Source organism: Mycoplasmopsis agalactiae (genome assembly GCF_000089865.1).
In the GTDB taxonomy this organism is placed as follows: Bacteria; Bacillota_I; Bacilli_A; order Mycoplasmatales; family Metamycoplasmataceae; genus Mycoplasmopsis; species Mycoplasmopsis agalactiae_B.
This window is the reverse complement of the sequence record NC_013948.1, coordinates 262,986-289,881: the sequence shown is the minus strand read 5'-3', so window position 1 is coordinate 289,881 and position 26,896 is coordinate 262,986. Positions and strand designations below refer to the sequence as shown.

At 29.0% G+C, this 26,896-nt stretch carries 22 protein-coding genes and 6 tRNA genes; 1 reads left to right on the top strand and 27 read right to left on the bottom strand.

The window, feature by feature from the left end:
• Nucleotides 1-58: 58 nt before the first annotated feature.
• From MAGA_RS01300 to MAGA_RS01265, 8 genes are all read right to left on the bottom strand, one after another.
• Entirely contained in the window at nucleotides 59-757 is a 699-nt protein-coding gene (locus MAGA_RS01300; RefSeq protein ID WP_013021891.1) for a variable surface lipoprotein, read from the bottom strand.
• A gap of 177 nt (nucleotides 758-934) precedes the next feature.
• The gene (locus MAGA_RS01295; RefSeq protein WP_013021890.1) at nucleotides 935-2,014 is read right to left on the bottom strand and encodes a variable surface lipoprotein; all 1,080 of its coding nucleotides are present in this window, start codon (nucleotides 2,012-2,014) and stop codon (nucleotides 935-937) included.
• A gap of 140 nt (nucleotides 2,015-2,154) precedes the next feature.
• Nucleotides 2,155-3,174: a variable surface lipoprotein gene (locus MAGA_RS01290; RefSeq protein ID WP_013021889.1), complete on the bottom strand. Its 1,020-nt coding sequence runs from the start codon at nucleotides 3,172-3,174 to the stop codon at nucleotides 2,155-2,157.
• A 172-nt stretch (nucleotides 3,175-3,346) separates the two neighbouring features.
• Nucleotides 3,347-3,420, bottom strand: a tRNA-Gly gene (locus MAGA_RS01285).
• Between the two features lie 111 nt (nucleotides 3,421-3,531).
• The gene (locus MAGA_RS01280; RefSeq protein WP_013021888.1) at nucleotides 3,532-4,824 is read right to left on the bottom strand and encodes a CNNM domain-containing protein; all 1,293 of its coding nucleotides are present in this window, start codon (nucleotides 4,822-4,824) and stop codon (nucleotides 3,532-3,534) included.
• Nucleotides 4,824-6,299: a replicative DNA helicase gene (gene dnaB, locus MAGA_RS01275; RefSeq protein ID WP_013021887.1), complete on the bottom strand. Its 1,476-nt coding sequence runs from the start codon at nucleotides 6,297-6,299 to the stop codon at nucleotides 4,824-4,826. Before dnaB ends, MAGA_RS01280 begins: the two co-directional genes overlap by 1 nt.
• The gene (rplI, locus tag MAGA_RS01270) at nucleotides 6,289-6,744 is read right to left on the bottom strand and encodes a 50S ribosomal protein L9 (RefSeq protein ID WP_013021886.1); all 456 of its coding nucleotides are present in this window, start codon (nucleotides 6,742-6,744) and stop codon (nucleotides 6,289-6,291) included. The genes dnaB and rplI overlap by 11 nt, the downstream gene beginning before the upstream one ends.
• Nucleotides 6,725-8,725: a DHH family phosphoesterase gene (locus MAGA_RS01265; protein WP_013021885.1), complete on the bottom strand. Its 2,001-nt coding sequence runs from the start codon at nucleotides 8,723-8,725 to the stop codon at nucleotides 6,725-6,727. Before MAGA_RS01265 ends, rplI begins: the two co-directional genes overlap by 20 nt.
• A gap of 283 nt (nucleotides 8,726-9,008) precedes the next feature.
• On the opposite strand from MAGA_RS01265, the gene MAGA_RS01260 reads away from it, so the two are divergent.
• On the top strand, nucleotides 9,009-10,079 hold the full coding sequence (locus MAGA_RS01260; protein WP_013021884.1) for a variable surface lipoprotein: 1,071 nt from the start codon (nucleotides 9,009-9,011) through the stop codon (nucleotides 10,077-10,079).
• A 41-nt stretch (nucleotides 10,080-10,120) separates the two neighbouring features.
• Here the strand turns inward: MAGA_RS01260 and MAGA_RS01255 are convergent, their stop codons facing one another.
• The 19 genes from MAGA_RS01255 to MAGA_RS01165 all read right to left on the bottom strand — a co-directional run bounded on the left by MAGA_RS01255 (nucleotide 10,121) and on the right by MAGA_RS01165 (nucleotide 26,895).
• Nucleotides 10,121-11,899: a P68 family surface lipoprotein gene (locus MAGA_RS01255; protein ID WP_013021883.1), complete on the bottom strand. Its 1,779-nt coding sequence runs from the start codon at nucleotides 11,897-11,899 to the stop codon at nucleotides 10,121-10,123.
• 149 nt (nucleotides 11,900-12,048) lie between these two features.
• Nucleotides 12,049-12,873: an ABC transporter permease subunit gene (locus tag MAGA_RS01250; protein WP_013021882.1), complete on the bottom strand. Its 825-nt coding sequence runs from the start codon at nucleotides 12,871-12,873 to the stop codon at nucleotides 12,049-12,051.
• Entirely contained in the window at nucleotides 12,860-13,834 is a 975-nt protein-coding gene (locus MAGA_RS01245) for a sugar ABC transporter permease (protein ID WP_013021881.1), read from the bottom strand. The genes MAGA_RS01250 and MAGA_RS01245 overlap by 14 nt, the downstream gene beginning before the upstream one ends.
• A 67-nt stretch (nucleotides 13,835-13,901) precedes the next feature.
• Nucleotides 13,902-15,116, bottom strand: a complete 1,215-nt coding sequence (locus tag MAGA_RS01240) for an ATP-binding cassette domain-containing protein (protein ID WP_013021880.1) — start codon at nucleotides 15,114-15,116, stop codon at nucleotides 13,902-13,904.
• 131 nt (nucleotides 15,117-15,247) lie between these two features.
• Entirely contained in the window at nucleotides 15,248-16,039 is a 792-nt protein-coding gene (locus MAGA_RS01235; protein WP_013021879.1) for an alpha/beta fold hydrolase, read from the bottom strand.
• Nucleotides 16,040-16,187: 148 nt separating this feature from the next.
• Nucleotides 16,188-16,454 carry a 30S ribosomal protein S15 gene (rpsO, locus tag MAGA_RS01230; protein ID WP_004024390.1) on the bottom strand — a complete coding sequence of 89 codons (267 nt, stop codon included), beginning with the start codon at nucleotides 16,452-16,454 and terminating at the stop codon, nucleotides 16,188-16,190.
• 91 nt (nucleotides 16,455-16,545) lie between these two features.
• Complete coding sequence (locus tag MAGA_RS01225; protein ID WP_013021878.1) at nucleotides 16,546-17,433, bottom strand: FAD synthase; 888 nt, start codon at nucleotides 17,431-17,433, stop codon at nucleotides 16,546-16,548.
• 31 nt (nucleotides 17,434-17,464) lie between these two features.
• A complete protein-coding gene (locus MAGA_RS01220) occupies nucleotides 17,465-18,307 on the bottom strand; it encodes a YcsE-related riboflavin metabolism phosphatase (protein WP_013021877.1) in 843 nt (280 codons plus the stop codon).
• Entirely contained in the window at nucleotides 18,300-19,166 is an 867-nt protein-coding gene (gene truB / locus MAGA_RS01215; RefSeq protein ID WP_013021876.1) for a tRNA pseudouridine(55) synthase TruB, read from the bottom strand. The genes MAGA_RS01220 and truB overlap by 8 nt, the downstream gene beginning before the upstream one ends.
• Before the next feature lie 72 nt (nucleotides 19,167-19,238).
• Complete coding sequence (gene secDF / locus MAGA_RS01210; protein ID WP_013021875.1) at nucleotides 19,239-21,605, bottom strand: protein translocase subunit SecDF; 2,367 nt, start codon at nucleotides 21,603-21,605, stop codon at nucleotides 19,239-19,241.
• Nucleotides 21,606-21,641: 36 nt separating this feature from the next.
• Nucleotides 21,642-22,604 (bottom strand): Holliday junction branch migration DNA helicase RuvB, encoded by a 963-nt coding sequence (gene ruvB, locus MAGA_RS01205; protein ID WP_013021874.1) that lies wholly within the window; start codon nucleotides 22,602-22,604, stop codon nucleotides 21,642-21,644.
• Nucleotides 22,585-23,181, bottom strand: a complete 597-nt coding sequence (gene ruvA, locus MAGA_RS01200) for a Holliday junction branch migration protein RuvA (RefSeq protein ID WP_013021873.1) — start codon at nucleotides 23,179-23,181, stop codon at nucleotides 22,585-22,587. The genes ruvB and ruvA overlap by 20 nt, the downstream gene beginning before the upstream one ends.
• A gap of 351 nt (nucleotides 23,182-23,532) precedes the next feature.
• A tRNA-Leu gene (locus MAGA_RS01195) sits at nucleotides 23,533-23,617 on the bottom strand.
• An 8-nt stretch (nucleotides 23,618-23,625) separates the two neighbouring features.
• A tRNA-Thr gene (locus tag MAGA_RS01190) sits at nucleotides 23,626-23,701 on the bottom strand.
• Nucleotide 23,702: 1 nt separating this feature from the next.
• Nucleotides 23,703-23,778 (bottom strand) — tRNA-Val (locus MAGA_RS01185).
• 4 nt (nucleotides 23,779-23,782) lie between these two features.
• A tRNA-Glu gene (locus MAGA_RS01180) sits at nucleotides 23,783-23,858 on the bottom strand.
• A 5-nt stretch (nucleotides 23,859-23,863) separates the two neighbouring features.
• Nucleotides 23,864-23,938, bottom strand: a tRNA-Asn gene (locus tag MAGA_RS01175).
• 188 nt (nucleotides 23,939-24,126) lie between these two features.
• The gene (locus MAGA_RS01170) at nucleotides 24,127-25,980 is read right to left on the bottom strand and encodes a P68 family surface lipoprotein (protein ID WP_013021872.1); all 1,854 of its coding nucleotides are present in this window, start codon (nucleotides 25,978-25,980) and stop codon (nucleotides 24,127-24,129) included.
• Nucleotides 25,981-26,163: 183 nt separating this feature from the next.
• Nucleotides 26,164-26,895 carry a signal peptidase II gene (locus tag MAGA_RS01165; protein ID WP_013021871.1) on the bottom strand — a complete coding sequence of 244 codons (732 nt, stop codon included), beginning with the start codon at nucleotides 26,893-26,895 and terminating at the stop codon, nucleotides 26,164-26,166.
• Nucleotide 26,896: the final 1 nt, after the last annotated feature.

The window sequence follows — 26,896 nt, the reverse complement described above, 5'->3', positions numbered from 1 at the left end:
ATTCACTTTATTTTGTTTTCAAAAATTATCCAAAAATACTGTTTTATTGGGTTATTGGTTAATTTTCCTTGTTATTTTTCATTGATTCAATTTTTATATTGTATCCTTCAAATTGTTCGCTGAAAAAATCAAGTTGTGTAAGAATTTTTTCAATATCATCGCTTGTACTTGCACTTGTAAGTAACTTATTAAGTTTTTGTTTCAACTCTTCAAACTGTAATTTTATTTCATCACTGATAAATCCATTGTAATTTGTCACTTCTTTATTCAGTTCACTGATCTCACTAGATATTTTAGATTTATAACTTGTCAATGTGTCTTCATTTAAACTTTCTGATTCATTTTCAGGATTTTGATCTGCTTTTGATGACATATTGAAGTTAAATGGGCTAAAGTCATCATCTGTCTCTTCTTCATTCTTTTTTTCTTCTTTTTTTGTTTCTTCTTTGCTTTTTTCTTCTTTTGATTTATCTTGCTTTGTTTTTGGAATTTCTGGAGTTTCTATTTTCTCTGGAATAATAATTTGCTTATCTTTTTCTGTTGTTTCGTTTTCTTTTTTATCTTCTAATCCATTATTTGCGCTACTTTTTAGATTGTGCGATTCTGTTTTTTCTACTTTTTTATCTATTTTATTGTTGTTTTTGTCTTGTTTGTTTGCTTCAGATTTTGCCATTTCAATATCATTACAACTAGCAGCAATAAATGGAATAGTTGTAATAGGTAGTAAAGCACCTAATATTAGTTTTACTTTTTTCATATTTTAGTTCTCCTTTTATAAAATCAAATTCTAAAGCCGGAAAAAGTATAAATTAAATAGGGGGGGGGTAGCTTTTCTACAAAAAAGCTGTTTATATTTTCCATATCATTTCATATATAAAAAAATATAGAGAAATCTTTGCACTTCTCTATATTCTCTATATTTGTAATCAGTATATTAAAACTCAATTAATGAATCATTTTCTTGGTTACCATTTTTTAATTTGGCGATCTTTTTAAGATCCTTCATGGTGTTTTCACCATCATAAATTATTTTACCTGTGTCTTTTGATTTAACTTCAGTGAAATAATAAGTTAGAAAATCATTAATTATTTTATTTGCAGTTTTAATTTCTTCATCACTTAGCTTTGTTTTGTCTTTAATGAGCGACTCTGCCTTTGTTTTTGCTTCCTTAATTTTTGCTTTAACTTGCGATGAAGTTTCCTTTATTTTTTTAGCTTCTTCTGTAAATACACCACCATCTGATGTATTTGCCTCTCATTTTTCAATATTTTTTGTATTGCTATCCATTTTACTTTCTAAAATAGATAGATTTTTTAATGCTTCATCAAGTAGTTTCTTTGCATCTGCGATATTATGATTTTCTTCAGTTGGCTTAACAACTAAATGTGGAATATCCAATATCACAGTACCTGATATTAATTTAGAAGTTGGTTTTGCTTCTATTACTAACTTTCCTTCTTTATCAGCAGTAGCTAATTTATCCACAGTAAATTCGAAATCATCTAATTTTAAATTTGGGAGTTCTAATTCTGCTTTTAAAGCTTCTAGTAATTCGGGGCCAAAAACAAAATTAGTTAAAAACTTAAAATTATCTTTATTGACAGTAGATAAGTCTTTTTTGACAACTGTTTCATCAGTTTTTTTAACTGAAAATGTTACATTTATACTGCCTGAATATTTCTTGCTTTCTTTTTTAGCGCTTACTGTTGCACCAGTTTTTTGAATATTTGACACTTCTAATTCTGAAGCATCAACAATTGCATTAGATTTTACTAAAGATTCTAATATTAAGCTTGCTTCAGGAATTTCTTTATCTTTAGGTAACACTATTTCACCTAAATTTGTGTTTTTAATAACTTCACTTAGCACTTGTTGTTCGGTATTATCACCATTTTCTTGTGGATTTTTTTGTGCATTTTCATTTTTATCATCACATTTAGCAGCTAATAAAGGCACTGCTGTAAATGATGACGCAGTTAATAAGCCAAATAATATTTTTCTATTTGTTTTCATAATTATTTATATCCTTTTCTTAAAGAATAACTCCTGCCTATATTATATTAAAGTTGCACTTTATTAATACTTATGGAAATTACTATATAAAAATGGGGGTTTGAAAAATATAGATTGCTCTATATTTTTTACTTATTTATTTAATTGCTAAAGTCAATTAATATATCAGCCTCTTTAGCTCCGTTTTTTGGTTTTCCAAGCTTTTTAAGCTCTTCCATTACTTTAGTGTAATCGGTTTCTTTTCCATTAACTTTTGGTTTAACAGTTGAATTATATGTTACTGTAACTAAAGAAATGTCTGCATTTAGCTCATTAAAAGCATTATCATCAATAGTACTTTTATCTTTGATTGCTTTTTCTAGTTTTTCATAAGTTTTTGTATATTTATCTTTTAACTTGTTAGCTATTTCCTTAATTTTTTCTACTTTTTTATTGAATTCCCCCTTCTTGCTTTCATCTGTAGCTTCTCATTTTTCAATGTTCTTTAAATTAGCATCCATTTTTTCAGCTTCTTTTTTGAATTTAGCAATATATTCTTCAACTAGTTTTTTATTAGAATTTTCTGTTGTTGCTAACTTAGGAATAACTAATTCTAGAGTGCCATAAATAAGTTCTGAAAAAGCAGCAGACTTAATTACTAATTTACCTTCTTTATCATTGGTTGCTTGTGATTCTAAAGAAATTGTAAAGTCTTTTTCACTTAAATTAGGTAATTTAAGTTCCTTTTTTAAAATGTTGGCCATTTCTTTATCTGAAGTAAAGTTACTAATGCCTGTGATATTTTCTTTTTTAACTGTTGCTAAATCAACTCTCTTAGTTTTAACTACTGTATAAGTTACTACAACTTGACCTTTATAAGTTTTTGAATCTTTTTTAGCTTCAACAATTGCTTGGTTAGCTTTAATTTCTTTTACTTCTAGCTGAGTTACATCAACTTTCATCTTTTCTGAATCATTAACTTTTGCTAATGCATTAAGAATGAATTCTTTTGTTGGAACTTCTGTTTTTTGATCTTCGTAAACTTTAATTTCACCTAGGTTTAATGTTTTAATTACTTCATTTAACTCTTGTGTGGCACCACATTTAGCAGCTAGTAGTGGAAATGTGGCAAATGATGAAGTTGCTAATAAACCTGCTAATATTTTCCTATTCATTTTCATGACAAATTTATCTTTTTTAACTAAAGATACCCCTTACTTTTAAATAAATACTCCTATAATTATTATAAATCTTTATAAGGCTTATCTTCTGAATGCGGCTATAAGAAAGGCTAAAAATAAAAATCCAAGGCAATTAAACCTTGGAAAAATAGAGCTTGAATAATCAAACATATGGAGCAAATGACGGGAATCGAACCCGCATGACCAGCTTGGAAGGCTGGAGTTCTACCATTGAACTACATTTGCAAAAATGTAATAATATTATACAAGAGTAAAATAAATTTCCAAATCATTTTATCTCGATATTGATTATTACAGAAAACATTGTTTTATAGGGATTTTAGGCAATTATGGATGCTAAAGTGCAACTTGTTGTGTGCTTGTTTCTAAAATATCTACTTTGTTGCCTAACTCAATTTCAATTTTTGCATCATTTTTCTTAGAATTAGTAATCGAAAGTACTCTGAAATGCACATCGCCTAATGCATACTTAGTATTTTTTCTAGGTGTATAGCCTACTCTATGCTTGATAAATTCAAATAAACACATATTAAGCTCTTCTGAACTTACATCTTCAATTTCAATTTCTAGTCGCTTAATAACTTCTTTAAGTTTGATTTTACCTGATGCATGAAATAATTCAAGACTGATTTCATGAAAGTCAGCTCATTCTTCATCATCATATTCATCATAAATTTCGCCTATAATTTCTTCAATTATATCTTCCATAGTTATAAGACCTATAACTTCGGTGCTGTAATTATTTTCAGTCACAAAAGCCATTTGTGACTTTTGGATACGCATTTTCTCAAGCGCTAGTGATAAACTAGTGTTCATTGAAACAGTTGGTACTGGTTTTAAGTATTTAATAACTTTGCCTTTTTGTAAGTAAAAAATATCTTTAAGGTGAATAATGCCAATAAGATTGTCATCCTTTTTAACCGGCAAACGGCTGTAATTTGTTTTTTTAAACAGCTCAATAGCATCAGAAACACTATCGTTATGATTTATTAAATAAACATCTTTAAGCTTTATATAGTGTCTTGAGACTTTTGTGCTATCTAAATCTAAAGCATTTTGTGCCATTATGCTTTCATTTGTTTCTAATACACCTTCATTTTGTGCTATATCAATTAAGCCTTTAACATCTTGCTCAGTATTAGTTATATAAATGTTTCTACCGATTTTGCTTACTGGATAGGTAAAAAGTCAAAAAATGTAGTAAAAAGTTTGCAAGGCATAACAAAATGTTTTAGCAACGGCAACAGGATATTTTTTAGCAGCTAATTTAGGCAAAATTTCGCCGAATAATACTATAACTGGGGTTAATATGGCAGTTGAGATAATAACGTTATACTTATTAACTTCTTCTAAATTTGCTAATCATCATACACTCAGTAAGTATGATGTAATAGCTGAAAGAGCAATATTTACAATGTTGTTGCAAATTAAGATTGTGCTTAGTAACTGATTAAAAAATTTATGTTGTTTTTTAATCAGTTTGGCGCCAAATTCTTTGTTGCTGATCATACTTTCAATTCTGCCAGGACTTAAACTAGTATAAGCTGTTTCGCTAGCACTAAAAATTGAACTAAGTAATAGAAGCAGGATCATTCCAATTGTGGAAATGATTTTTAAATAAAGGGGCATTATTCATCTCCTTTATTGAAATTAAAGGAGTCGCTAACTTCATCATATTTATAATAAAGGTCTTCAAATTTTCCACAATTTAGTCTAAAAAGTAAGTTAATATCAGCTTGTGTACCATTTCTGTGCTTTGCAATAAGCAAGTTAGTTACATCACCAATGAATCCTTGCTCTAACATTTCTTTTTGCTGTGCACTTAGATCTTTGTCTTTGAAATTAACTTTATTTTTGTTGTAGTAATTTTTTCTGTACAAAAATAAAACAATGTCAGCATCTTGTTCAATTGTTCCTGATTCTCTTAAGTCAGATAATATCGGTCTTTTATCTTCTCTTTTTTCAACCTCACGGCTAAGCTGACTTAGGGCAATAATAGGCACTTTTAGCTCCAAAGCCAGTGTTTTAAGATTTCTACTAATTGTAGCCACTTCCGCCTGTCTATCTCTAGACGGCTTGCTTGAATCTACGCTGAGTAATTGCAAGTAGTCAATAATTATCATATCAATGCCGCTGGTTTTAGCTAGCCTACGGCATTTCCAAAGCAATGTAGGTAAATCCGTTTTAGCCGATTCGTCTATAAATAAATTTAATTGGTTTAAATGTCTTTTTTGATGAATAGTTATTTTGTCTAATTCATCCTGTGATAGTTCGCTTGGTTTTTTGAACTTATATAAGTCAATTTCAGTGCTTATGCCAAATAAACGTGTAACTAGCTGTGATGAAGGCATTTCAAGGGTAAAAAATACTACCTTTTTAGCAGGTTTATTGCCTGAAGTTGATGCAGCATTTTTGGCTATATTCAAGGCAAAAGCAGTCTTTCCCATCCCTGGTCTAGCTGCTAAAACAATCATTTCACCAGGCTGAAAACCTTGAGTAAGAGCATCAAGTGCTTCAAAACCACTAGGTACGCCGCTAATGTTTGAAATATTTAGTTCTCTTTTTTTAACTAAATCATCGACAACAACTTTAGCTACTTCTTCAACAGTTAAAAAATCTTGTCTAGTTTTGCTTTTGTCGATATTTAAAAGTAAGTCATGTAGCTCGCTAATGACTTCATTTTCACTTACTGCAGTATTTGTGCTTAGTTTGTTTAACACTCTGCTTAATTTAAGCTCAATTGTTCTTAATTTGGTTAGTCTTTCTAACTCTTGTAAATATTGAATAATGTTATTACTTAAGCCGGCTGAATCTTGAATATGCAATAAAAATTCAAAGTTTATGAAGTTATATTGCTTGTTTTTTGACTTATAAAGCATAAGCTGGTCAAAGTTAATTGAAATATTTTTTAAAAATAAGTCTTTTAAAACTTCAAAAAACAAGGCGTGTTCTCTAACAGTAAAGTCTTCCTTAGTTAAATAAGGAATAATTTTACTAGCAGTTTGGTTGTTAATATAAACTAAGCCAAGCAAGGATGCTTCTAAATTTGGATTTGAATATTTGCTTAAGCTGTTTATCTCGTAATATTCGGAGTTATTTGACATTGATTATTATATCCACCTTTAACTTTGCAATAATATCTTTGTACACAATTACATCAATTAAATGCACTCCTCTGCCAACTAAATGAACTTTTTGAACGGCGTATTTGTCTAGTTTATAGCCTAATTTGACTAATGACTTAACTATGTCTTTAGTTGAAACAGCACCGTGAACATTTAAGTTGCTATTAGCATCAATATTAGCTTCTAGTTCGTATTTTAAAGATTCTTTTTCTAATTTTTCTTTAAGCTCTAATGCACTTTGACGCATTTCCATTTCATTGGCAGTTAAATCACTTAATCTTTTCTCTAATTGTTTTTTAGTTTTTTCATTGTATGGAAGTGCAAAACCTTTATTAATTAAGAAGTTAGATCCATAGCCATCTGAAACTTCAATTATTGTATTTGCTTTACCATCTTTACAATCTTTAATTAGTATAACTTTCATTTTTCTCACTCACAATCGCTTGTTTTACATTATCAATAAATGTGGCAAAATCTTCACTAGAAACAGCTGCTGCTGTGCCAAAATGGCCACCACCGCCAACTGCTTCAGCAATTAACTGAACATTGACATCCAGTCCTCTTGCACTCATTTTGTAAAATTTAGTTCCCTTTAATTTAGCAATAACAAATGCTGCCTTACGGTTACTAATTTTTAAAATTTCCTCTGAAGCAATTGAAATAACATCATTGCTTAATGGAATATCTTTGTAAGCCAAAAAGTATCCCGGTTTAACTTCTTGTATGTTTTCTAAAACATCATTTACATCATTTCAAGTATCTTCATCAATTTTTAATATTTCACTACTCTTAGCTGAATTTGCACCTTTTTCTTCTAATCAGCCAGCCGCCATAAAGGTTCTAGCATTAACTTTTTTAGTAAATTGAAGAGTGTCTAAATAAATACCATTTAAAAGCATTTGGGCAACAAAAGGCTTAAGTGAAATTCTTCTTTGTACAAACATTAAAATTTCTGTAACTATTTCGGAAGCACTAGAAGCAGCCGAGTCTATGTATCTGTTTACACTAGGACAAAAATCGACGCTTGTGCCTAATCTATGGTGGTCTAGGATAAAAATATTATTAACTTTTGTATTGTTTATGCAATCTTTATTATCAGTTCTATCAATTTGTGAATTATCTAGTAAAAACACTAAAGTTGATTCATCAGTAATTTTATTTGCTACTTGTGGCCTAATAAAAATTTCTTCATCTTTAGGAATAATTTTTTCAATAGCTGATTCAGTGGTTGAATCTTGAGTTATAGAGCAAATGTATGATTCTTTGTTGTATTCTTTAGCAAGTGCTCAGATTCCTAAAGCTGAACCAATAGCATCTAGGTCTGCATTAGCATGGCCATAACATATAACTTTTTTAATTTTTGGATCTTTTAATTTACCTTCAATCAAGTCAGCAATTCTTTTAATTTTGGTTCTGCTTATATCATAAAGAATTTCGCTAGATGAACCAAAATATTTAGGTCTTTCAGTATTTGAAAAAATTGCAACCTGATCACCGCCCCGGCTTTGTGCTTGCAGTAAAGCATTTTTAGCTTGCTCTGTTTTTTCTCATAAATTTTGATAGCCTAAAGCAAAACCGGCTGAAATTGAAATTAAGTGATTATTAATTTTTGAATTTTTAAGCGCTGAGTGAATTTTAGAGAAAAAACTAAAGTCAATGCTAGCCATTTTATCAATCGATTCTTTGTTAGTAAATACCAAAAATTTTCCATTAGTATACTGACGGTAAACAAAATTATAGTTTGAAACTAATTCGTCCAAAATAGCTATAAATTCCTGGTTAACTCTATAAAGTTCTTCTTTTGAAAGTATTGAATGATATAGCTGATAGTTATCAATTTCAACCTCGCCAATAACAGGAAGCTGATTTGAATAAACTTGAATCATATTTTGCTCTAAAGTAATATCTTTAATGCTTATACAATTTTTAAGTGGTCATATTTCTGCATGATAAAAGCTTTCATTATCTTTAAAATTTAAGCTTTGTAAATTATTATCAAAATGAGTTTCATAATGATTAAAAAACTCAGCTAGTGAATAACCTACTCACTTTCTGCCAAAACGATTTTTGATAAATGAACTTGTTCATAAAATGATGAAGTTATTGTCATAAATTATTAAGCCTAATGAGTTATGGCTTACTACTTCATCCATAAAGAAATTAAATGATTTTTTGACAATAGCATTTTGTGATCAATACATTCTCACAAGCAATAAACCTACAACACTTGCAATAATTGCACTAATAGTAAGACCAACTACTGCTGCAGCTCATATTTTAGACTGACTGTTGCCAAATTTTGCAATGATAACAATGCATGCAACTAATGTAATAATTGCAAGCAAGAATACTGAACTATAAATTATTGCAGTCTTTTTTTTACTAGGTATATTACTTAAATTCATACTTATTAATTATATAAAAGATTTTAATATTAAATTAAACTAGATATATTATTTACAATTAGCTTATTGCTTGTTTTTATTATTTTATGCAAAATTTCTATATTTATTTTTTGACTAATAATCCTGTTTTATAGGCTAATAAGCACTTTGGATAATTATAGGCTGCTAACTAGTTACTATTACTGTATAATGATTTAAATAAATCATAAGACTTAATATTCAAATTGAACAATTAGTAATTACACAATTAAAAATATATAGTATATGTAGCAAGGATAAAATTATGAAAAAAAATAAACTATTATGCAGTTTTGGAATGCTTGCGTCTGCTTTAGCATTTCCAATGATAGCTGCTAGTTGTGACAATGAAAGTAAATTGAAAGAATTAGAGTCGAAATATAATAATAATCGTAAGTCAGTAACTGATTTTTTAAATTCAGAAGAAAAATTTAACTTTTTAAAAAGCTATCTTGATATAAAAAGTACTTTAAATTCAAAGGTTGATATTAAAAACAAAAAAGAAGTTGATGCTTGAATAAAAGCTACTACTGATGCAATTACTTCATATAAATCATTTAAAAATAAGATTACTGAAGTTAAGAAAGATGAAGATAAAAAAACCTTTTCAGCTTTTGATAATCTAATTACTTTATCATCTAAAGTGTCAGAAAAAGGAAAAGGATTTTTTCCTAAAACCATTATAAAACAGCTTAAAAATAAAAATTCTTTTGCTGAACAGATTAAGCTATTAAAAAGCTTTTTAGAAAATGATTCAACTGAAATAAAAGATGAATCAATTAAAAATATTTCAATTGATTTTGAAAACTCAGCACCAAATGATAAATTAAATTCAATTAAGGATGGCTTAACCTTAACATTTGTCAAAAATGAAAACAATAAATTAAGTTATACACCGATAACTTGAAGCGAAATCGGGATTAATAATATAGAAAAGTCTGAAAGCGAACACAGTGACCATACTGATTTATCAAAAGTAACTGAAAATGATAAAAGTCACTACTTAGATGATTCATTTATCATTGGTAAAATATTTAAAAAAGATGTATTTTCAGCTGAAAACACAGCAGAAAAAGTGTTTGAAAAAATTAATGCTGTTGTTGCCCAAAGTAGCAATAAAATAGGCTCAGAGGACTTTAAAAAGAAAATTGAAGAACTAAATAAATTCTTTATTTTTGAAGCAAATTTAGAAAATGATCCAACTGTGTCATATTCTTTAATTGGCTCACACGCTCATTCAACTGAAGAGTACCATTTTTACATAACTAAGTACATTAGTAATACTAAAGATTCTAAAATTAGTGTTATTGTCCATAACAAAAAAGCTAATTCTTAAAAAACAAAAATACTGAAAGCGTGAGTTTCAGTATTTTTTTACTAACGATTTGGATTTATTTCTTTTTCAATTGATTCAATTAAGATATCTTCCTTAATTTCAGAAGGCTTGTTATGATTAGTTCAAGTTTTTGCAACTGATGAAATTGTATTGTTGATTTGTCCTGTTTTGTCGTCTTGTACGTTATTTTTAGCAATAATTGAATTATCTTTTTCAAAGTCTCTAATTGACTTAATTGATACATAAGCTGATCTTAAGAAGTTTAAGATTCTGAACTCTTCATCGCTGATGGTTTTATTTGCTCTTTTTTGCTTTAATTTATCAGCTTCACTTTGGAATCAATTTAAGCTTTGATCATTAATAACTGAAGCTAAAGGCATAATGTAGCCTGAATATTTTGCAAAGGTCTTTCAGTTCTCTTCCATGCCCTGGTTGTAGGCATTATTTTTGCCTTCAAATAATCATTTAATAAACTTTATAGTTGCTTTATTTAATGATTCATCACTAAGTTTAATAGTTAATAAACTTGAACCACCTTCAGTAAATATTTTTTGTTCACCTTTTTTAACTGTTGTTAATTGTGGATCCATATAAACGTCTTCACATGCAGCAACTTTTTTCTCAAAATCAGGGTCATCTTTGCCATAAATTTCTTTATTACGCGAACTAAACATTGTTGAATTAACTCCAACACTAGCTGCAAAACTTATTGCACTCTTAAATCTAGCAATATTTATGCTTGCATTTTCGCCTTTGTTACCGAAATTAATTGTTTGAAATACTTTATTATTTTCCCCGACTTTATGTTCATGTCTTTTAATAATATTTTTATATCCGCTTAATAATTGCTTAAACTTATTTTTAATATCTGAATCATCTACTAAATTATATTTAACAGCAACAGGATTTTCTTCTTTGCCTGTTTCAACTGAATCAAAAACTAGTTTATCTTTACCAATTTGTGAATTGAGCTCCTTAAAAAGCAAGTCATTAGCATAGTCAACCGATATCACTTCACCCGTTAATGTGTCATCATTAACTTTAGAAGTATTTAACTTAGTGCCTTCATAAAACTTTTTAGCAAACTCTTTTATATTTTCTATTGAGCTAAATGTTTCATTATTTACGCTTAGACCATTAAAAGCTTTTTTGTCAGCAGTTTTTGGCTCCAAGGCCTTTCAAATAGTGTTATCGGGCAATTTTTGACCAACGCCTTCCTTGCCTGCTTCAGTAGCTTTTTTAACTATATCAGCATTTTCATCCACATTGCCACCATTTTCTTTAATCATTTTGAAAATATGATTTAAAACTTCTAGGTTATAAACAACTGCATCAACATCTAAGTTATCAAAAGGGATGCTGTAAATTTTATCGTTGCCTTTTTGACCAGGTAATTTTGAATGCAAGTCGGCAATGTTTTTGTTAAATATTGACTTAGTTATTCCATAATCAGAAAGATCCATTAATCTTTTATATTGATTAAGAACATAAGCACCTGATTGTGCACCTAAAATTAAGCTAGGCAATGAGCTTTCGTTATTAGATTCAATATCATTTTTTACTTTTTTAATTAACTCAAATTCACTTGTAGTTTTTGTTACATCACTAAATTGAAGTTTTACAGGAAGAAAGTCTTTATCTTTGCTAAATGTTTTGTTGTAATATTCAACCAAAGGCACAAGCATTTTAGGTAGTGGTCAAACATTGCTTTGAGCAAATTGAAATACAACTGATTTTTCACTTTTTTGGCATGATGCAGCAATCATTGGTGCAGCAGCCATTAATGGAATAATTCCGAACATTATTTTTTTCTTATTCATTTTATAATCCTTTAAATTGTAAAAACAACATTAAAATTTTATATACTAATAACTAAAAGAGTTAGTAAAAAAATTAAAATTTTTATATTTTTGTGTAATAAAAAGCCTGTTTTATAGGCTTTTTGGTAAATTTAACAAATACTGACTTATTAATTAAATCTGTTTATTTTCTTTGAAAATACTGCATAAATTGTAAGAGGGATTAAGACAGAAATTACTGCTCCTGCTGCCTGAATGGCTGTGTTTTCAAACTCAGACGCTTCTCGTCCTAGGTTTAAAAATCAAATCGTTATGTTTGTAAAACCTCAAACATTATTAGTTGTTGGAAGCACAAATGTTGGTCACAAATAGTCGTTTCAGGCTGTGATAAAGGCAAATATGATCAGTAAAAAGTATGCTAATTTCAACTTTGGTAAGTAAACATATGTTATTTTTTGATTTCATTTAAGGTTATCATTAAGCATAATTTTGTACTTTTCATTGTGTACACTTTTTGCTAAATTTAAAACATATGTAAAAGTAAAAAATGAAAATATGGAGTTAGAAACAAATGAAAATGCAGTGCCATATAAGCTTAGCTTAATAAGAAAAGTTTTAAGACTTAAGTAAATTGAAAATTCAGGTATTAAGCTTATAACTAAGAAAAAGTTTTGAAATACTTTTTGAAACTTATCATTCATTTTTAATAAGCCTGCTACAGCCATTGAATAAGTCAAAATTCTTAGACTCATTAATATCAAAGCAAACAATGAGGTATAGCCAAAAGCGACCCAGAAGTCTTTTTTATAGGCACTTGCGTAATTTGACCAGTTTCATTCTTGAATAGTTAATGATGCTACATTATCAGTTATTGTCTTAGCTGAAACTAATGAATGAAGAAGTAAATAGTAGAGTGGAAAAAGCAACATGATGCACAAAAGACCTATTAAGGCAAACTTAATTGTTCCAAAAAATATTTTTTTAGCTAGTAGCATGTGCTGCCTTCCTTTGTTTTACTTTAAGATTAATTTTTTTGACTAAATTAATAAATCATTTAATTGTTTTAGGTCTAATAAGCTGCATAAGGCACAAAAGTGAAATTAAGTATGCAAAACTAAAGAAAGCAGACGAATAACCTCTTGGATAAATCAAAACAGGATTATTGCCTAGTCCAAAATACTTACCGGTATAACTAGTTAATGTGTGTGCTTTTTCTAAATCTAAGTTAAATGAGCGTTCCAAAATAGCCTGTGGATACATTAGTGATGAAAAGATAAAGTTAGTAAACAAAATTGAAAAGAAGACTTTTGAAATTTCATTTGTATAAACATACTTAACTTTTTGCATTTTAGATAAATTATCGCATTTCATTAGTTTTGCATATTTTAATTCACCTCTAGATATAGCAGCAGCAAATAAAACTAAGTTAAAAGGTAGTGATCTTCATATTTGATAAACCACATAATAAATTCATATTGGAATTCTATGATTTCCTGAAGTAAAACTATATTCATCTAAACCTATAAGGTAAAAGAATAAACCTTTGCTGCCAAAAAACAGTGTAAATGCAATTCCGACTGCAAAACCTGAAATAAAAAACTGAGAATAAATTATTGAAAGTATTACTCTTTTAGTAACTGCTGACATTATTGAGCTAATAATTAAAGCAAAAGCAAGAGCTAAAACCATTGAAATGCTTGTTCCAACTAGCAATACCATTGTTGAATTAAAGACGGCGGATTTAAAATTGGGGTCTGATAATATGCCGTTATAATTCCCAGTTCCTATTACATAAGTAGTAAGGTCAGTTGGGTTAGGATTATATCTAAGCGATTTTATAAATGTGTGAATTATTGGCGATATTGTGAAGAACAAAATACATAAAACTAGTGGCAATATAAGCAAAATGATCTGAACTACTGATACAGTTTTTCGCTTTATTTCTTTATTTTTCATATAACCTCATATGAAGAAAATAAAAAGCTGTTTAACCTATAAGCCTGTTTTATAGGCTTGTAAGCATTTAAAAATTTCTAACTCTATTGCCGTCTTTGTCAAAAGCTAAAACATCAGCATCTTTATAACTAACATACACTTTTTGCCCAACTTCAATGCTTGAATCTTTTGTTACTAATGATCAAGATTTATCATCAAACTTAGCGCTATAGTGAATTTTGTCGCCAAAATCTTTTTTATCAACAATTATAAAATTGCCATTTGGATCTTTTTTAACACTAAGCTTGTTGTGTCTAATGTAATAACTTATATCATCAACAGTATTAATGTAATTTATTTCTGGTGAACCTATAAACTTAGCCACAAATAAATTATTTGGATCTTCATACATATCAGCACCTGAACTAAATTGTTGAATAGCGCCATTGTCCATTAAAATAATAGAATCGCTGATTTTTAATGCATCTTGCTGATCATGTGTAACAACAATAATGCTTAAGTTAAACTCCTTTTTAATATTAATCAATCACTCTATTGTCGACTCTTTTATTTTCGCATCAAGTGCTGAAAATGGTTCATCCATTAGTACCAAATTAGTCTTTTTTATAATACCTTTGGCAAAAGCTACTCTTTGTTTTTGACCGCCTGAAAGCTCGTTAACATTTTTATAAATATAATCACCAATACCTATTTTATTAGCTACAACTTCAAACTCTTTTTTAAATAATGTCTTGAGTTTCATTGATTTGAAAAAGCTAAACTTATTTTTGATTTTTTTATCAAATAATAATTTCATTACAAGAGCAAAAAATTTGAATTTCTTAGCTCAGCTTGAGCTTTTTGACTTAAAAATTTTCTCTAAATATGGCTCATATTTAGACCTTAACTCAGGGTTATTTATGCTAGCAAAATATTCATTAAAAAATGTTAATCTTGCATTGTCGACTCATTTTTCATAATTTTTGGCACTTAAAAAAACGTTGTTAAAAACGCTTACATTTTCATAAATTGAATTCTCTTGCATAATGTAAGAAATTTCATGAATTTTAGGATTGTGCTCTATGTTTATTGTTCCTTGAGTTGGTTTTAAAAAGCCTAGTAATAGATTAAGTAATGTTGTTTTCCCTGACCCTGAAGGACCTAGCAAAGCTATTATTTGATTTTTAGGTATTTCTAGCTTGTCAATTCTAATACTTTCGCCTTTTTGCTTCTTATGATATTTAAAAACTAAATCATTTATTTCAATCAAATTTTCTTTTTTATTCTTTTTTTCTAGTGTCATATTTATATATTATAAAACATTATTAAAATACAACATATTTGTAAAAATTTATTGCCCAATATGCTTAATTTATAAGCTCAAAAGAAAAAGCAGGAATGCAAAAATTTCCTGCTTATTAACTTTTGATTATATTACTTATTTAAGAATTTTTCAACTGCTTCAATAAACACTGGTCAGTTTTCTAAATAAATTATATGAGCTGATTTTGGAACAATAATGCTTTCTAAATTTTTAACATGCTCTTTAAAATATTCTAAGCATGATTCACTATCTATAACACCATCTTCTTCACCTAAAATAAGCAATGTAGGAACTTTAATTGAATCTAAAGCGCTTTCAATTTGATCATAAAGACTAGAATCCATTGACATTGTTAACTCTTTAATGTACTCATTGCTAAATCTCTCAGGATCAAAAGCCTTTTTAACTTCCTCACTAAATTCTGGATTAGCAATTAATTTATCAAAGTCATAGTATAGTGGTCTTAAAAAGTCATGATATTCACTGAGTGTAGAAGGTGCAAAATTTCTTCTATACTTCCCTTTGCTTAGCGATGTTGTTTTATTAATAGGAGCTATATAAATTAGTTTACTTATTAAATCAGGACGTAATTTATACGCAAGTGATATAGTGCCACCACCCATTGAATGGCCAATTAATGTAACATTTTTTAGACCATTATTAGTAATAAAGTCAACAAGCAACTGTGCAAATTGATTTACATTTAGCTTATGATCCTTAACTGGCTTAACTAAATTATTACCTGGAAATTGAATTGCATAATAATTTGTTTTAGTTCAGTAATTTTGAAACATTTCAAAAATTTCAGGCTTTGAATTGTGGCCATGGCAATAAATTATGGCTCCGTCTTTATTGCCATTATCTTTAAAAACATATTCATAGTCATAGATTACTTTTTCCATATATTCCTCTTTTCATACTAAATAAATGAACAAAAATATTGATGAGTAAATTATACACAACTTGCTTTCAAGGCTGTTTTATAGGGAAAAATGGAAATTTGATCAGCGAGAATAAAATAAAAAGCACCCTTCTGTGCTTTTTTAGTAACTATTTTCTCAAGTTTAATTCAGCTAGAACCTTGTTGTAAAGTTCAAAGTTTTCTTTCTTTAAGTGTTGTAGCAAAATTCTTCTTTTTGTAATTTTTGCAATAAAACCACGTCTTGAGTGATTGTCTTTTGGATTTGCTAAAAAGTGAGGTTTTAAGTCTTCAATTTCAGCAGTTAGAATAGCTATTTGGACAAAGATATTTCCTGTATCTTTCTTGTTAGCTCCATATTTAGCAACAATTTGAGCTTTTTGTTCTTTTGTAATCATTTTGGTTCTCCATACATAAATATGTTTTACCCTAGTTTTAATTATTTAATTAAACCAAGTATAAAATTGCATTGTTGTAAATTAAATGCGTTTAAATTTTACCATTATTACTATCATTAAGTAGAATTTTTTTAGCATTAACTATGTCAGAATTTAAGATCATATCATCTTCAAGTGAAGAAATGAATCTTAATGATTTTAGTATTTTTATTCTTGATTTTAAGCTAGCCACATTATCTTTTAATTCAAAATCAAGAAATTTAATTTCATAATTATCTATATTTGCCTTTAAAACAGCATAATAAGTCATTTCATTGATCTCAACATAACTTAAATATATGCCGTCTTTTAAAGGAATAACATTACTATCAGTTGTTAAGTTAATTAACTTAGTATTATCGTTAATAGTTATATTTGCACTAAATGAGTATGTATATAAATTTAATGAATTAACTAGTTCAATATCGCCAATTTCAATGCAAGATTTTAAAAAAGTTGTTGAAACTTTGATATTTTCTCCTATTTTTACAATGTCTACTGAATGAACATTTTGCTCGCCAATTGTTTCTTTAATAGTGTCAAGATTACCTTTTGCATTAAGCCCAAAGCGAAAGTCTTTACCAACTACAACGTCAATTAATCCATCTTGATTTTTAAATAATTTTTCTAAAAAAAGATTGGCTTCCAAAGCTCATAATTTTTCAAATTCAAGATATATTCCTTGAGCAAAGCCTAAATTAGCAAACTCTTGAATGCGATTTTCAAAGTCTGTAAAAATGTAACCATTTTTATTTTTAAACATGTTTTCAACATCTTTAAAAAATACAATAACAATGTCTCTGTTTGAATTCCCTTTTATTTCTTTAGCTTTCTCATATAAAAAATTGTGACCTAAATGAAAACTTTCAAATACGCCAATTAAATATATTGGGTCATTAAACTTTGGTAAATTATTGAAACTATAAACATTAAAACTCATAATTTAAATTATATATTTTGTTTCTTATGAATTAAAACACTAGCCCTAATTCTTTTAACTTTAAGTAAACCCCATTATGTTCACAATCTAATGTGACATCATTAGCAACACTTTTAACTCAGCTATTTGCTCTCATCATTGCTACGCCATATGCAGCATCTCTCAACATTTCATAATCATTAGAGCTATCACCAAAGGCAATTAAATTCTTGTCCCTGTTAATATTCAAATATTCACATAACCATTTAAGTGTTGATGATTTAGTTGAGTTTTTAGGTCCAATAAATACTCCCTTGCTTCATCTTGCTGTTATTTCTAAATTCATATTGTGCTGCTTGATTAGTTCTCTAGCTTTTTCAGCACACTTGCTTGAATCTTCTTCACTTTTAGTGCCTAAGGCAATAATGTGCATATGATTTTTGTCAACTTTATTAAAGTCCATATCAATTATTTTGTCAATATGTGGCTTTAAAAATCAAGATTCAATTTTCATATTAGGAGATTTAAAACCATAATTAATGTCAGTTAGCAAAAAGTTTTCGCAGTGGCTAAAATTAGAAAATTCTGAGTACAAAACTTTTAGCTCATTGTATTTTATGATTTTTTCATAAATAATTTTTTTGTTTTGCACATCATAAACAAATGCACCGTTTGCGCCTATAAAATAGTCAATGTGGTTAGATTTATTTAGTAACTGACCTATAGTAACAAACTCTCTGGCTGATGCCAAAATGGTTGTTATGCCTTTAGACTTTAGCTGTTTAAATGTGTTTAAAACAGTTTCATTAAATTGTAAGTTGCCATGTTCTAATAATGTGCCATCAATATCAAAAGCTGCCGCCTTGATGTTGTTTTGTATTTCAACTCTAGTCATTTGCTTCTCCTTGTTCAACTTCTTTGATTCTGTTGCCAAATATTCTTTTGACTTTAATTAAATCACTATCAACACTAACAATTCCTCAGTTGATTTGATTAGTTTTTAAAATATATTCGCCATTTTTGATTCTTTTGTCATTAAGTATGCTTATGCCATTTTTTAAATGTCTAGTTTCTGCATATGTTGGCTCATAAAATGGGAGCGAAAATAAAGCATAGTTGCTTACGTCAATAAAACTTTTGTCTTTTAATAAATCTATATCAAGTTCGCCAACTTTAACTCTATCTAGCTCGCTCATATAAGCATAAGTATTTAAAAATATTCCTAAATCATTTACTAAACTTCTTATATATGTACCTTTTGAAACGTTCATATATACAACTGCCTGCTGAAGTTCACTATTAAAACTAATTACTTTTGAATCGAACACTTTGATACTTTGCGATTTAAGCTCTATGCTTTTTCCTTTTCTGGCTAATTCATAGCTCTTTGCGCCATTTACTTTTTTTGCGCTATATGATGGCGGGATTTGTTCGCTTTGACTATTTAATCAGCTAGTTATCTTTTGAACATCACTTTCACTTACTTTAACTTCGGAATGATTAATAACTGTGCCTTCTGAATCATATGTATCAGTTTGTTTTCCAAATTGAATAGTAGTTATATAAGCCTTATTATTGTGTTTAATGTAAGGAATTAATTTTGTATCTTCGTCAGTGGCTACTAGCAATAAACCTGAAGCCAATGGATCAAGCGTTCCTGTGTGACCTATTTTTTTGATCTTATTTTCTTTGGCAAATGAATTAATCACTGCAAAAGATGAACGGCCTTTAGGTTTATTAATTAAGTAAAACATAATGGCCTCCAATCAAATACAAAAAGTGTGGATATCTATTATATAAAAAACACCACAACAGTGGTGAATTTTTTATGCTAAATAATTATTAATTCCTGGAAAGACTTGTTCAGAAGGTTCATTTGGAAACACTCAATATTTTGTATCAATTCTGTGTTGAATCCTCATTTGCCGTCTTTCTTCTAGTTTACTCCATACTGCTACTCCAACAAATAATGTTGAATAAATGGCAACAATCACAAAAATTAACATTATTACGCTTGTAAATATGTCAATAGCGCCAACAAATGCTAAAAGGGTTATAAACACTAGTGCTGAAGCAATCAATAAGAATAAGTTATTTTTAAATGATTCATAGAAGATACTATTTGAAACATATCTAACTTGTTCTTTGCTTAAAGCTTCATCTTTTTCAAATAGATTCATTTTTGCTTTTATTGAGCCAAAAATCGTAAATGTGTTAGCAACAGTAAGCAATATTGCTCATAAAAATGCTTGAATTGTATAAATATTTAAAGGAATTCTTAGTACAAGGAACAGCGCAAATGTTATTAATAAATTTTGGATTAAGGTTATAACTATAGCAATTGAATATGTTCATTTGAATCTAATCAATGAATAAATAATTATAGCTATTACTGATAAACCTAAAATAATTCCAAATTTGCTAAATTCAATATTTATATTAACTCTAGATGTTTCAGCAAATAATCCTGTTAAATTAAATGCAGATCATGCGTCTTTATTAATTGCACCAAGTGTTGCAAGTGTAATAATAGCTCCAAAAATGAGCAATACAGGTGCAATAACAGTTAATTTTGACTTATTAACATAATTAATTTTTTTGTATTTAGCTTCAGTGTTAAACTTGCCGATTTTTTTAGATATTATGCCAAGCAGGCTAACTTTTTTATCAAAAACGTCGGTATTAACTGCTAAAAAGGTCAGGTATCTATTAATAATTAATATTGCTATAATTCCAAAAATTGAGCCAAAGGTAATCATAATAGAAAAACCTTGTGCATTTGGTGTACCTAAAAAGAAGAAGATTATTGATAGTATTAATGTGCCAATATACATATCTAATGAAGAAATGAAATTAGCGTTAAGCGCAGTTTTATAGGCTTTTTTGACTTTAGACTCGCCTTTGTAAATCTCGGACTGAAATTTATTAAATGATGTAAAAATTGGTATTAAATTAATTATTAGTGATGCAAAAAGACCTGCGAAACTAGATGGTGAGTATTCCCCTCTTAGAACTGTAAACATTAGTAATGTTAAGAATATATATAGTGCCATTGAAATAACGCTTAATGAACCTAAAAGGCCATAATTTACCATTAGCATTAATGAAACTAGTGAAAATGCAACAGCAAGAGCAATTCATATGTAGTTGAATTTGAATTCACTTTTTTCTTTGCTAAATAAAACAGGCTCACCAAAAATTCTTAAGTTTAAGTTTTTATTAGAACCAAAGTTTATAGATGATGCTAAAGCATCAGAAGTCGATTTTTTAGAATCTGTAGTAGATATAACAAAATTCCTATCATTTAATGGTCTGTCAATTTCAGTTATATTAACTAAATATTTAGATCCATCAAATTGGCTTTTCTTAATTGTGTTAAGTTTTCTTAACTGCGGGTCTCATGGTCTATTGCCAACAAATGTAAAATTTGCGGCGTTTCCTTGTGCTGCTTCTCAGTCCTTTTTAAAAAGTGGTGTGTTAGCAAATCTGTACAACTCATCCAAGTTTGTTCACATGAACATAATTCTTTCAGGTTGTTTTGAAATATATTCAGTTGCTTTTTGTCACTCTAAAATAGCTTGATTATCTTCTAATTCTGCTAAAACTTGGTATCTTGAAGCAATTGGGTTAAATCTAACTGTAGCACTATCAGTTTTAAGAGGCACAGCATATTTTTCAATTTCACTATAATCAATTTTTAGCTTATCTTTATCAATAGTTTTAGGATCAGCAAATCTACCATTTATAAATAGTGGATTCATGTTTATGTCAGTTACAACTAAACTACTTTTTTTAATAATTGAGCTTTCAAACTCAGCTTGTTTTTCAGAATCACTAAGAGGCTTATTACGGGTGACTTGAATAATTCCGTTACCTATAACAGCCACATTAGTTGATGAATCATTTGTACTAGAGAAACGATATTTTAGTGACTGGCCAATATCATTTAAAACTTTGCCTGAAGCGGGCAAATCGCCATTATCACTTTTAACTCTAGCCTCAACTTGATATCTAATTCCTTCACCGTATTCAATTGAACGGTTAGTTTGTTTAAAAATGGCAAAGAATGCGCCACAAACAATAGCGCAAATTATGCCAATAATTGAAATTGATAATAGTAGTCATCTTTTTCAATTATTAGGACTAAATAGTTTCTTGAAAAAAGTCTTAAAGTTAGTTATAAAGTTTGACATAATAGTTAATATTATATATTATTAGTATTTTTTCTATTAAGTATAAATATTAAGATTATTTCTTATTAAATAATCCACTCCTTTTGTTGTTATTCTTCTGCCTCTTGGCGACTTTTCTATAAGCTGTAAGTATAGTAAGTAAGGCTCAATATCACTAATTAAGTTTTCCTTACTCATATTCAAGATTCCTGAAATTGCATCTATTGAAACAAACTTATCATAAAAAGAATTGCTAAGCAATGAAAGATATTCTATATGTTCTTTATTAAGCCCTAAATCAAACAATTCCAAATGCTTAAATGTTAAATATGTTGTTTTAGCATCAATAATACTTTGGTTATTTTTAAGTGAGAAATCATATGCTCTTTTTAGTAAATGATTAGCAATTCTAGGAGTGTTTCTAGAATATTTTGCTAAGAGCATTAATACATCACTATCAGTTTCAACTTTTAGCTTTTTCTTGCTATTTTGCAGTATTTTAACTATTTCTTCATTACTATACTGACTTAATCTAGCAAGCAGTCCGAATCTGTCTTTAAAAGGCTGACTAAGTAAATTTAATTTAGTTGTTGCACCTATTAAAGTAAAAGGTTTAAGGTTCATTCTCATAACTTTAGAATTTCCCTCTGGGCCTATAATCAAGTCAATTTTGAAATCTTCCATTGCATTATAGATAATTTCTTCAACTGCTTTATTAATGCTATGAATTTCATCAATAAAAACTATATCATTTTCATTAACATTGGCAAAAACACTTAGTACATCAGACTTTTTTTCTAATAATGCTCCCTGCAAGTAGTGAACTTTTTTATTTAATTCGTTGCCTATTAAAGATGCTAAAGTAGTTTTACCTGTTCCTGGTGGGCCATAAAAAAGAATATGATCTAGGGTCTCATTTCTGTGCAATGAACCATCTATCATTGCCTTTAAAGTTATAATTAATTTCTTTTGACCTATAAATTCTTTAAAACAAGTTGGCCTAAGCAATAGCTGATTCATAGTTTTGAGTAGACATTAATTTTATTGCTTCTTCAATCATTTTTTCAACATCATCAGTTGATGAAATTTTAGAAAGTGCGCCATCAATTTGTTTTGTTTTAAAACCTAGCATCTTAAGAGTTTCTTTTACTTCAGATAAAGCATTAGTTGTTTCATTAATTTTTGCTGCATCTTTTGGACTAATCATTTTTGACCATTTTGCCTGTAATTCAGCCACAATCAGTCTCGCCATTCTAGGATTGAGATATGGAATTTCAATTAGTGCTTCTGCATTTCCTTCAGCAATTAATGCCGCAACTTTTTCGAAGCCAAAGTTTAATATATTAAAAGCTGCTCTTGGCCCAATGCCATTAAGAGAGATTAAATCTACAAAAAGCAGCCTTTCTTTAAAATCTTTAAATGCATAAGTAGCATATTGATATTCGTTTTTGATTTCAAATAAATATAATTTACATTTTTGCTTTATTTCAACTCTCTCAGGATCAGGAAGTATTAATGAATAACCTATTCCTTGACTTTCAAATATTATGTTTGAGTTATGTTTATGGATAATTTCACCTATTCTATATAAAATCATTTTTTCACCTCCAATTCAATATGTTTAAAAGCATTATGAATAATTTAAAAAAGGAAAAAAATGGGAAAAAGGCGTCCCTTTTCCCATTTATGATCATTAATAGAATAAAAATAAAAAAATTCGAATTAAAATAATGCAAAAATATACGAGATATTTTGTTATACAAGAATCAATAACACACTAAGAAACACTGGACAAAAAAACATAAGAAAGGTAAAATGGAAAAAATGCACAATGCTTAGAAATCTAAAGAAAGGAGAAACGTGTGTTATTGTCTAAACGAATATAAAACAAATAACGAACAAATAAAAGGAGTAAAAAAAAACTCTTCGTAGAGTATAAAGAGAATTTTGGTGCGCGGGGAGGGACTCGAACCCTCATGCCGTTAAGCAATAGAGCCTAAATCTATCGTGTCTGCCAATTTCACCACTCGCGCTCAAATTTTGGTGCCGCCTATAGGACTCGAACCTACGACCTACTGATTACAAGTCAGTTGCTCTACCAACTGAGCTAAGGCGGCATGGTGGAGAATGAGGGGCTCGAACCCACGACCTGCGCCTTGTAAGGGCGATGCTCTCCCAACTGAGCTAATTCTCCAAAATGGTAGTCTGTACGGGGATCGAACCCGTGCATGCATGGATGAAAACCATGTGTGTTAACCGCTTCACCAACAGACCATAAATGGCGCCGATTACAAGGATTGAACTTGTGACCAACTGGTTAACAGCCAGCTGCTCTACCGCTGAGCTAAATCGGCAAACTACTTTTTTACATAAAGCCTTATTATTATATAACAAAAAAATATTTATGATAAGAAAAATATTTATTTATTTAGCATCTTTAAAAAATGCATATTTATTATATATGATTGCATAAAAAAAGTAAGCAGTTTAAACATTTGTTTTGCTTACTTTTTTTGTTTCTTTTTGGTAGCCTATTTAGTCTTTATTTTTGTTCTTGACTAATATAAACTTTGAATTGATTTAGCAACTCATCAACATTTTTAATTGCTTGTCCATCATGAGCAGATGATAAATATAATGCACTATCTAATGCACCAGCAAATTGGCTAGTTGCATTGTCTGTTACTGATGGCTTAGTAAGAACTGTTGTCTTATTTTTTTCAAGATTTAAAATTGACTGAAGTGAAACAAGCGCACTTCTTAGGTTGTTTAGAATAAAAAACTTATCTTCAGCTTCTGTTTTCTCTTTTTCAGTTGCATTAGTTTTCTTTTCGACTTCTCTTACTTCTTTAAGTAATTTTTCAATTTCATCTTTAATTTGCTTTTCATTATTGTCATTAATTACGCCACTAAGTGGAATAATGTATCCTGATAATTTAGCAAATGTTTTTCAGTTCTCTTCTTCATGACCATAGTATTGGTTTTTGCCTGTGTATAATCAAGCTAAGAATTTCTTAGTTGCCTTGTTTATAGCATTAGAAGTATCAAGATTTTCAGATGTATCAACAGCTAAAATACTTGAACCACCTTCAGCAAATATTTTATCTTTGCCTTCAGACATTAATGTAAGTTGTGGCAATAAGTATACATCTTCAAATTTAGCATTATTTTTTTCAAAGCCAGGAATAGGTTTGCCGTCTTTTGTTTTTGAAAATAGTTTTTTAGATATTTTCGAAATCATTCTTTGATTTGTACCGACGCTAGCTAGGATACTAATAGCACTCTTGAATTCACGAACATTTCATGAACCTCATTCATTCGAATGATTCACATACTTAATTGATGAAAATACTTTATTGTTGGCTCCAACTTTCTTTTCATGTCTTTTTACTGATTTAGTATATGTTTCATATAGATCTTTAAAATGTTTTACATAAGTTTCATTATTTGGCAAGTTGTATTCAACACGGGTTGGTTTTTTTGGATCACCAGTTAAAACTAGTTTTCAAATAACATCATCTTTGCCAATTTTAGATTTAAATTCTTTAAAAAATGATTGTGTATGATAGTCAATTGATAAAACTTCACCAGTGATGGTGTCAGCATTAACTTTACCTTCATCTAGCCTGGTTCCTTCTTGGAATTTAACAGCTAGCTCTCTTATTTTATCCATTGATTTAAAGGTGTTTTCGTCAACTTTAAAGTCTTTGAAAGCATCATCTTTTGCTAGTTGTAATGCTTTTCAAATACTATTTTCTGGTAAGTCATTTCCAACACCACTTTTTGCAGCTTCCTTAGCTCTTTTTGGAATATCAGCATTCCAGTCAATTGTTCCTTTACCTTTTTGTATTAATTCAAGCATAAAGTTAAGAACATCAAGATTAAATGCTAATGCATCTGTGTCAGCGTTATCAAAAGGTATGTTGTAAACCTTGCTTTTATCTGTTTGGCCGGATAAAATTGTGTGTAACTCAGCTATGCTTTGGTTGAAAATTTCTTTTTTAACTCCTGCATCACTAAGATCCATTAATCTTTTGTATTGATTAACTAAAAAAGCGCCTGATTGAGAACCTAAAATAATATTTGGCACTTCTTTTAGATTGCCTGATTCAATGTTTTCCTTTGCTTTTTTAACAAGACCAAACTCACTGTCTATGTTATGATCTTCCTTATATGACATCTTAACAGGAATAAAGTCTTTGTCTTTGCTAAATGTTTTGTTGTAATAGTCAACAAAAGGTGTTAGCGCACCAGCAATTGGTCAATCCTTACTATGTGCTATTTGAAAAATTATATTTTTTCCGTTATTTTCGTTTTTATCTCCACAAGAAACAGCAGCTAATGGTGCTAGGGCAGCTAATGGCACTATTCCTCATAGTAATTTTTTTGCCTTCATTTAAAACCTCATTATAAGAAAATGAAATAATTAGTAACTAATTATCTAAATATATATTTTAAAACTAATGCAGAATTAAGTATTTAAATGTGGAATTATTCATATTTTAGGCTGATTTTGGGCTATTTATAGCACTTTTTGTAAAGTTGACTAAATTTATAACAAAAGCAAAATAAAAAAGGCCTAAGCCTCATTTTGTCGTGCGTTGCTTGCTTGATTAGCAGCATTAGCTTGCTCTAAAACAACTGGGTCAACTAATAATTCGCTAACCATATTTTCTTCATATAAGTCTTCTTTATTTGGCAATAAGAAAGTTTTAACCAACATAACAATAGCCATCAAGATTGCTGCACCAACAATGTATGTATCAGCAAAATTAAATGTACCTAGTTCTCTGTTTGTTCACTTTTCGATAAATGGAGAAAATATAATGTCTTTAACTGTGTTATTAAATCTCATTCTGTCAATAAAATTACCAATATCGCCAGCTGCAACTGTTGCACATAGAATAATCATTAGATTTGACTTTACAAAAAGCGGCACTGTTAGCAAGAAAAGGAATAAAAGTATGCTAGTAAAGTGAATAAAATTAAATGCAGCCGTTGATAATTGGCCAAATCTTGAAAAAATAGTAACACCATGATGGGCAACTGATCTAAAGCCAATTATTCCATAGTCAAATACTATTGATCTATCTCCTTGAAAACCAGAAGAAGAACTAGGATCAGGAATTGAATAAAAATAGCTTTCCTTAGTTACTTGATCAATGGTTAGTAAAATTGCGAAAGTCACTATAAATATGGCATATTTGAGTAATATTGTCAAATAATTTGTATTGATATATACTTGCCAAGATTTAAAGTGGTTTTTCATTCTTTCAACAAAATTTTCTTTATTTTCCTTTTTGTGTCTCATA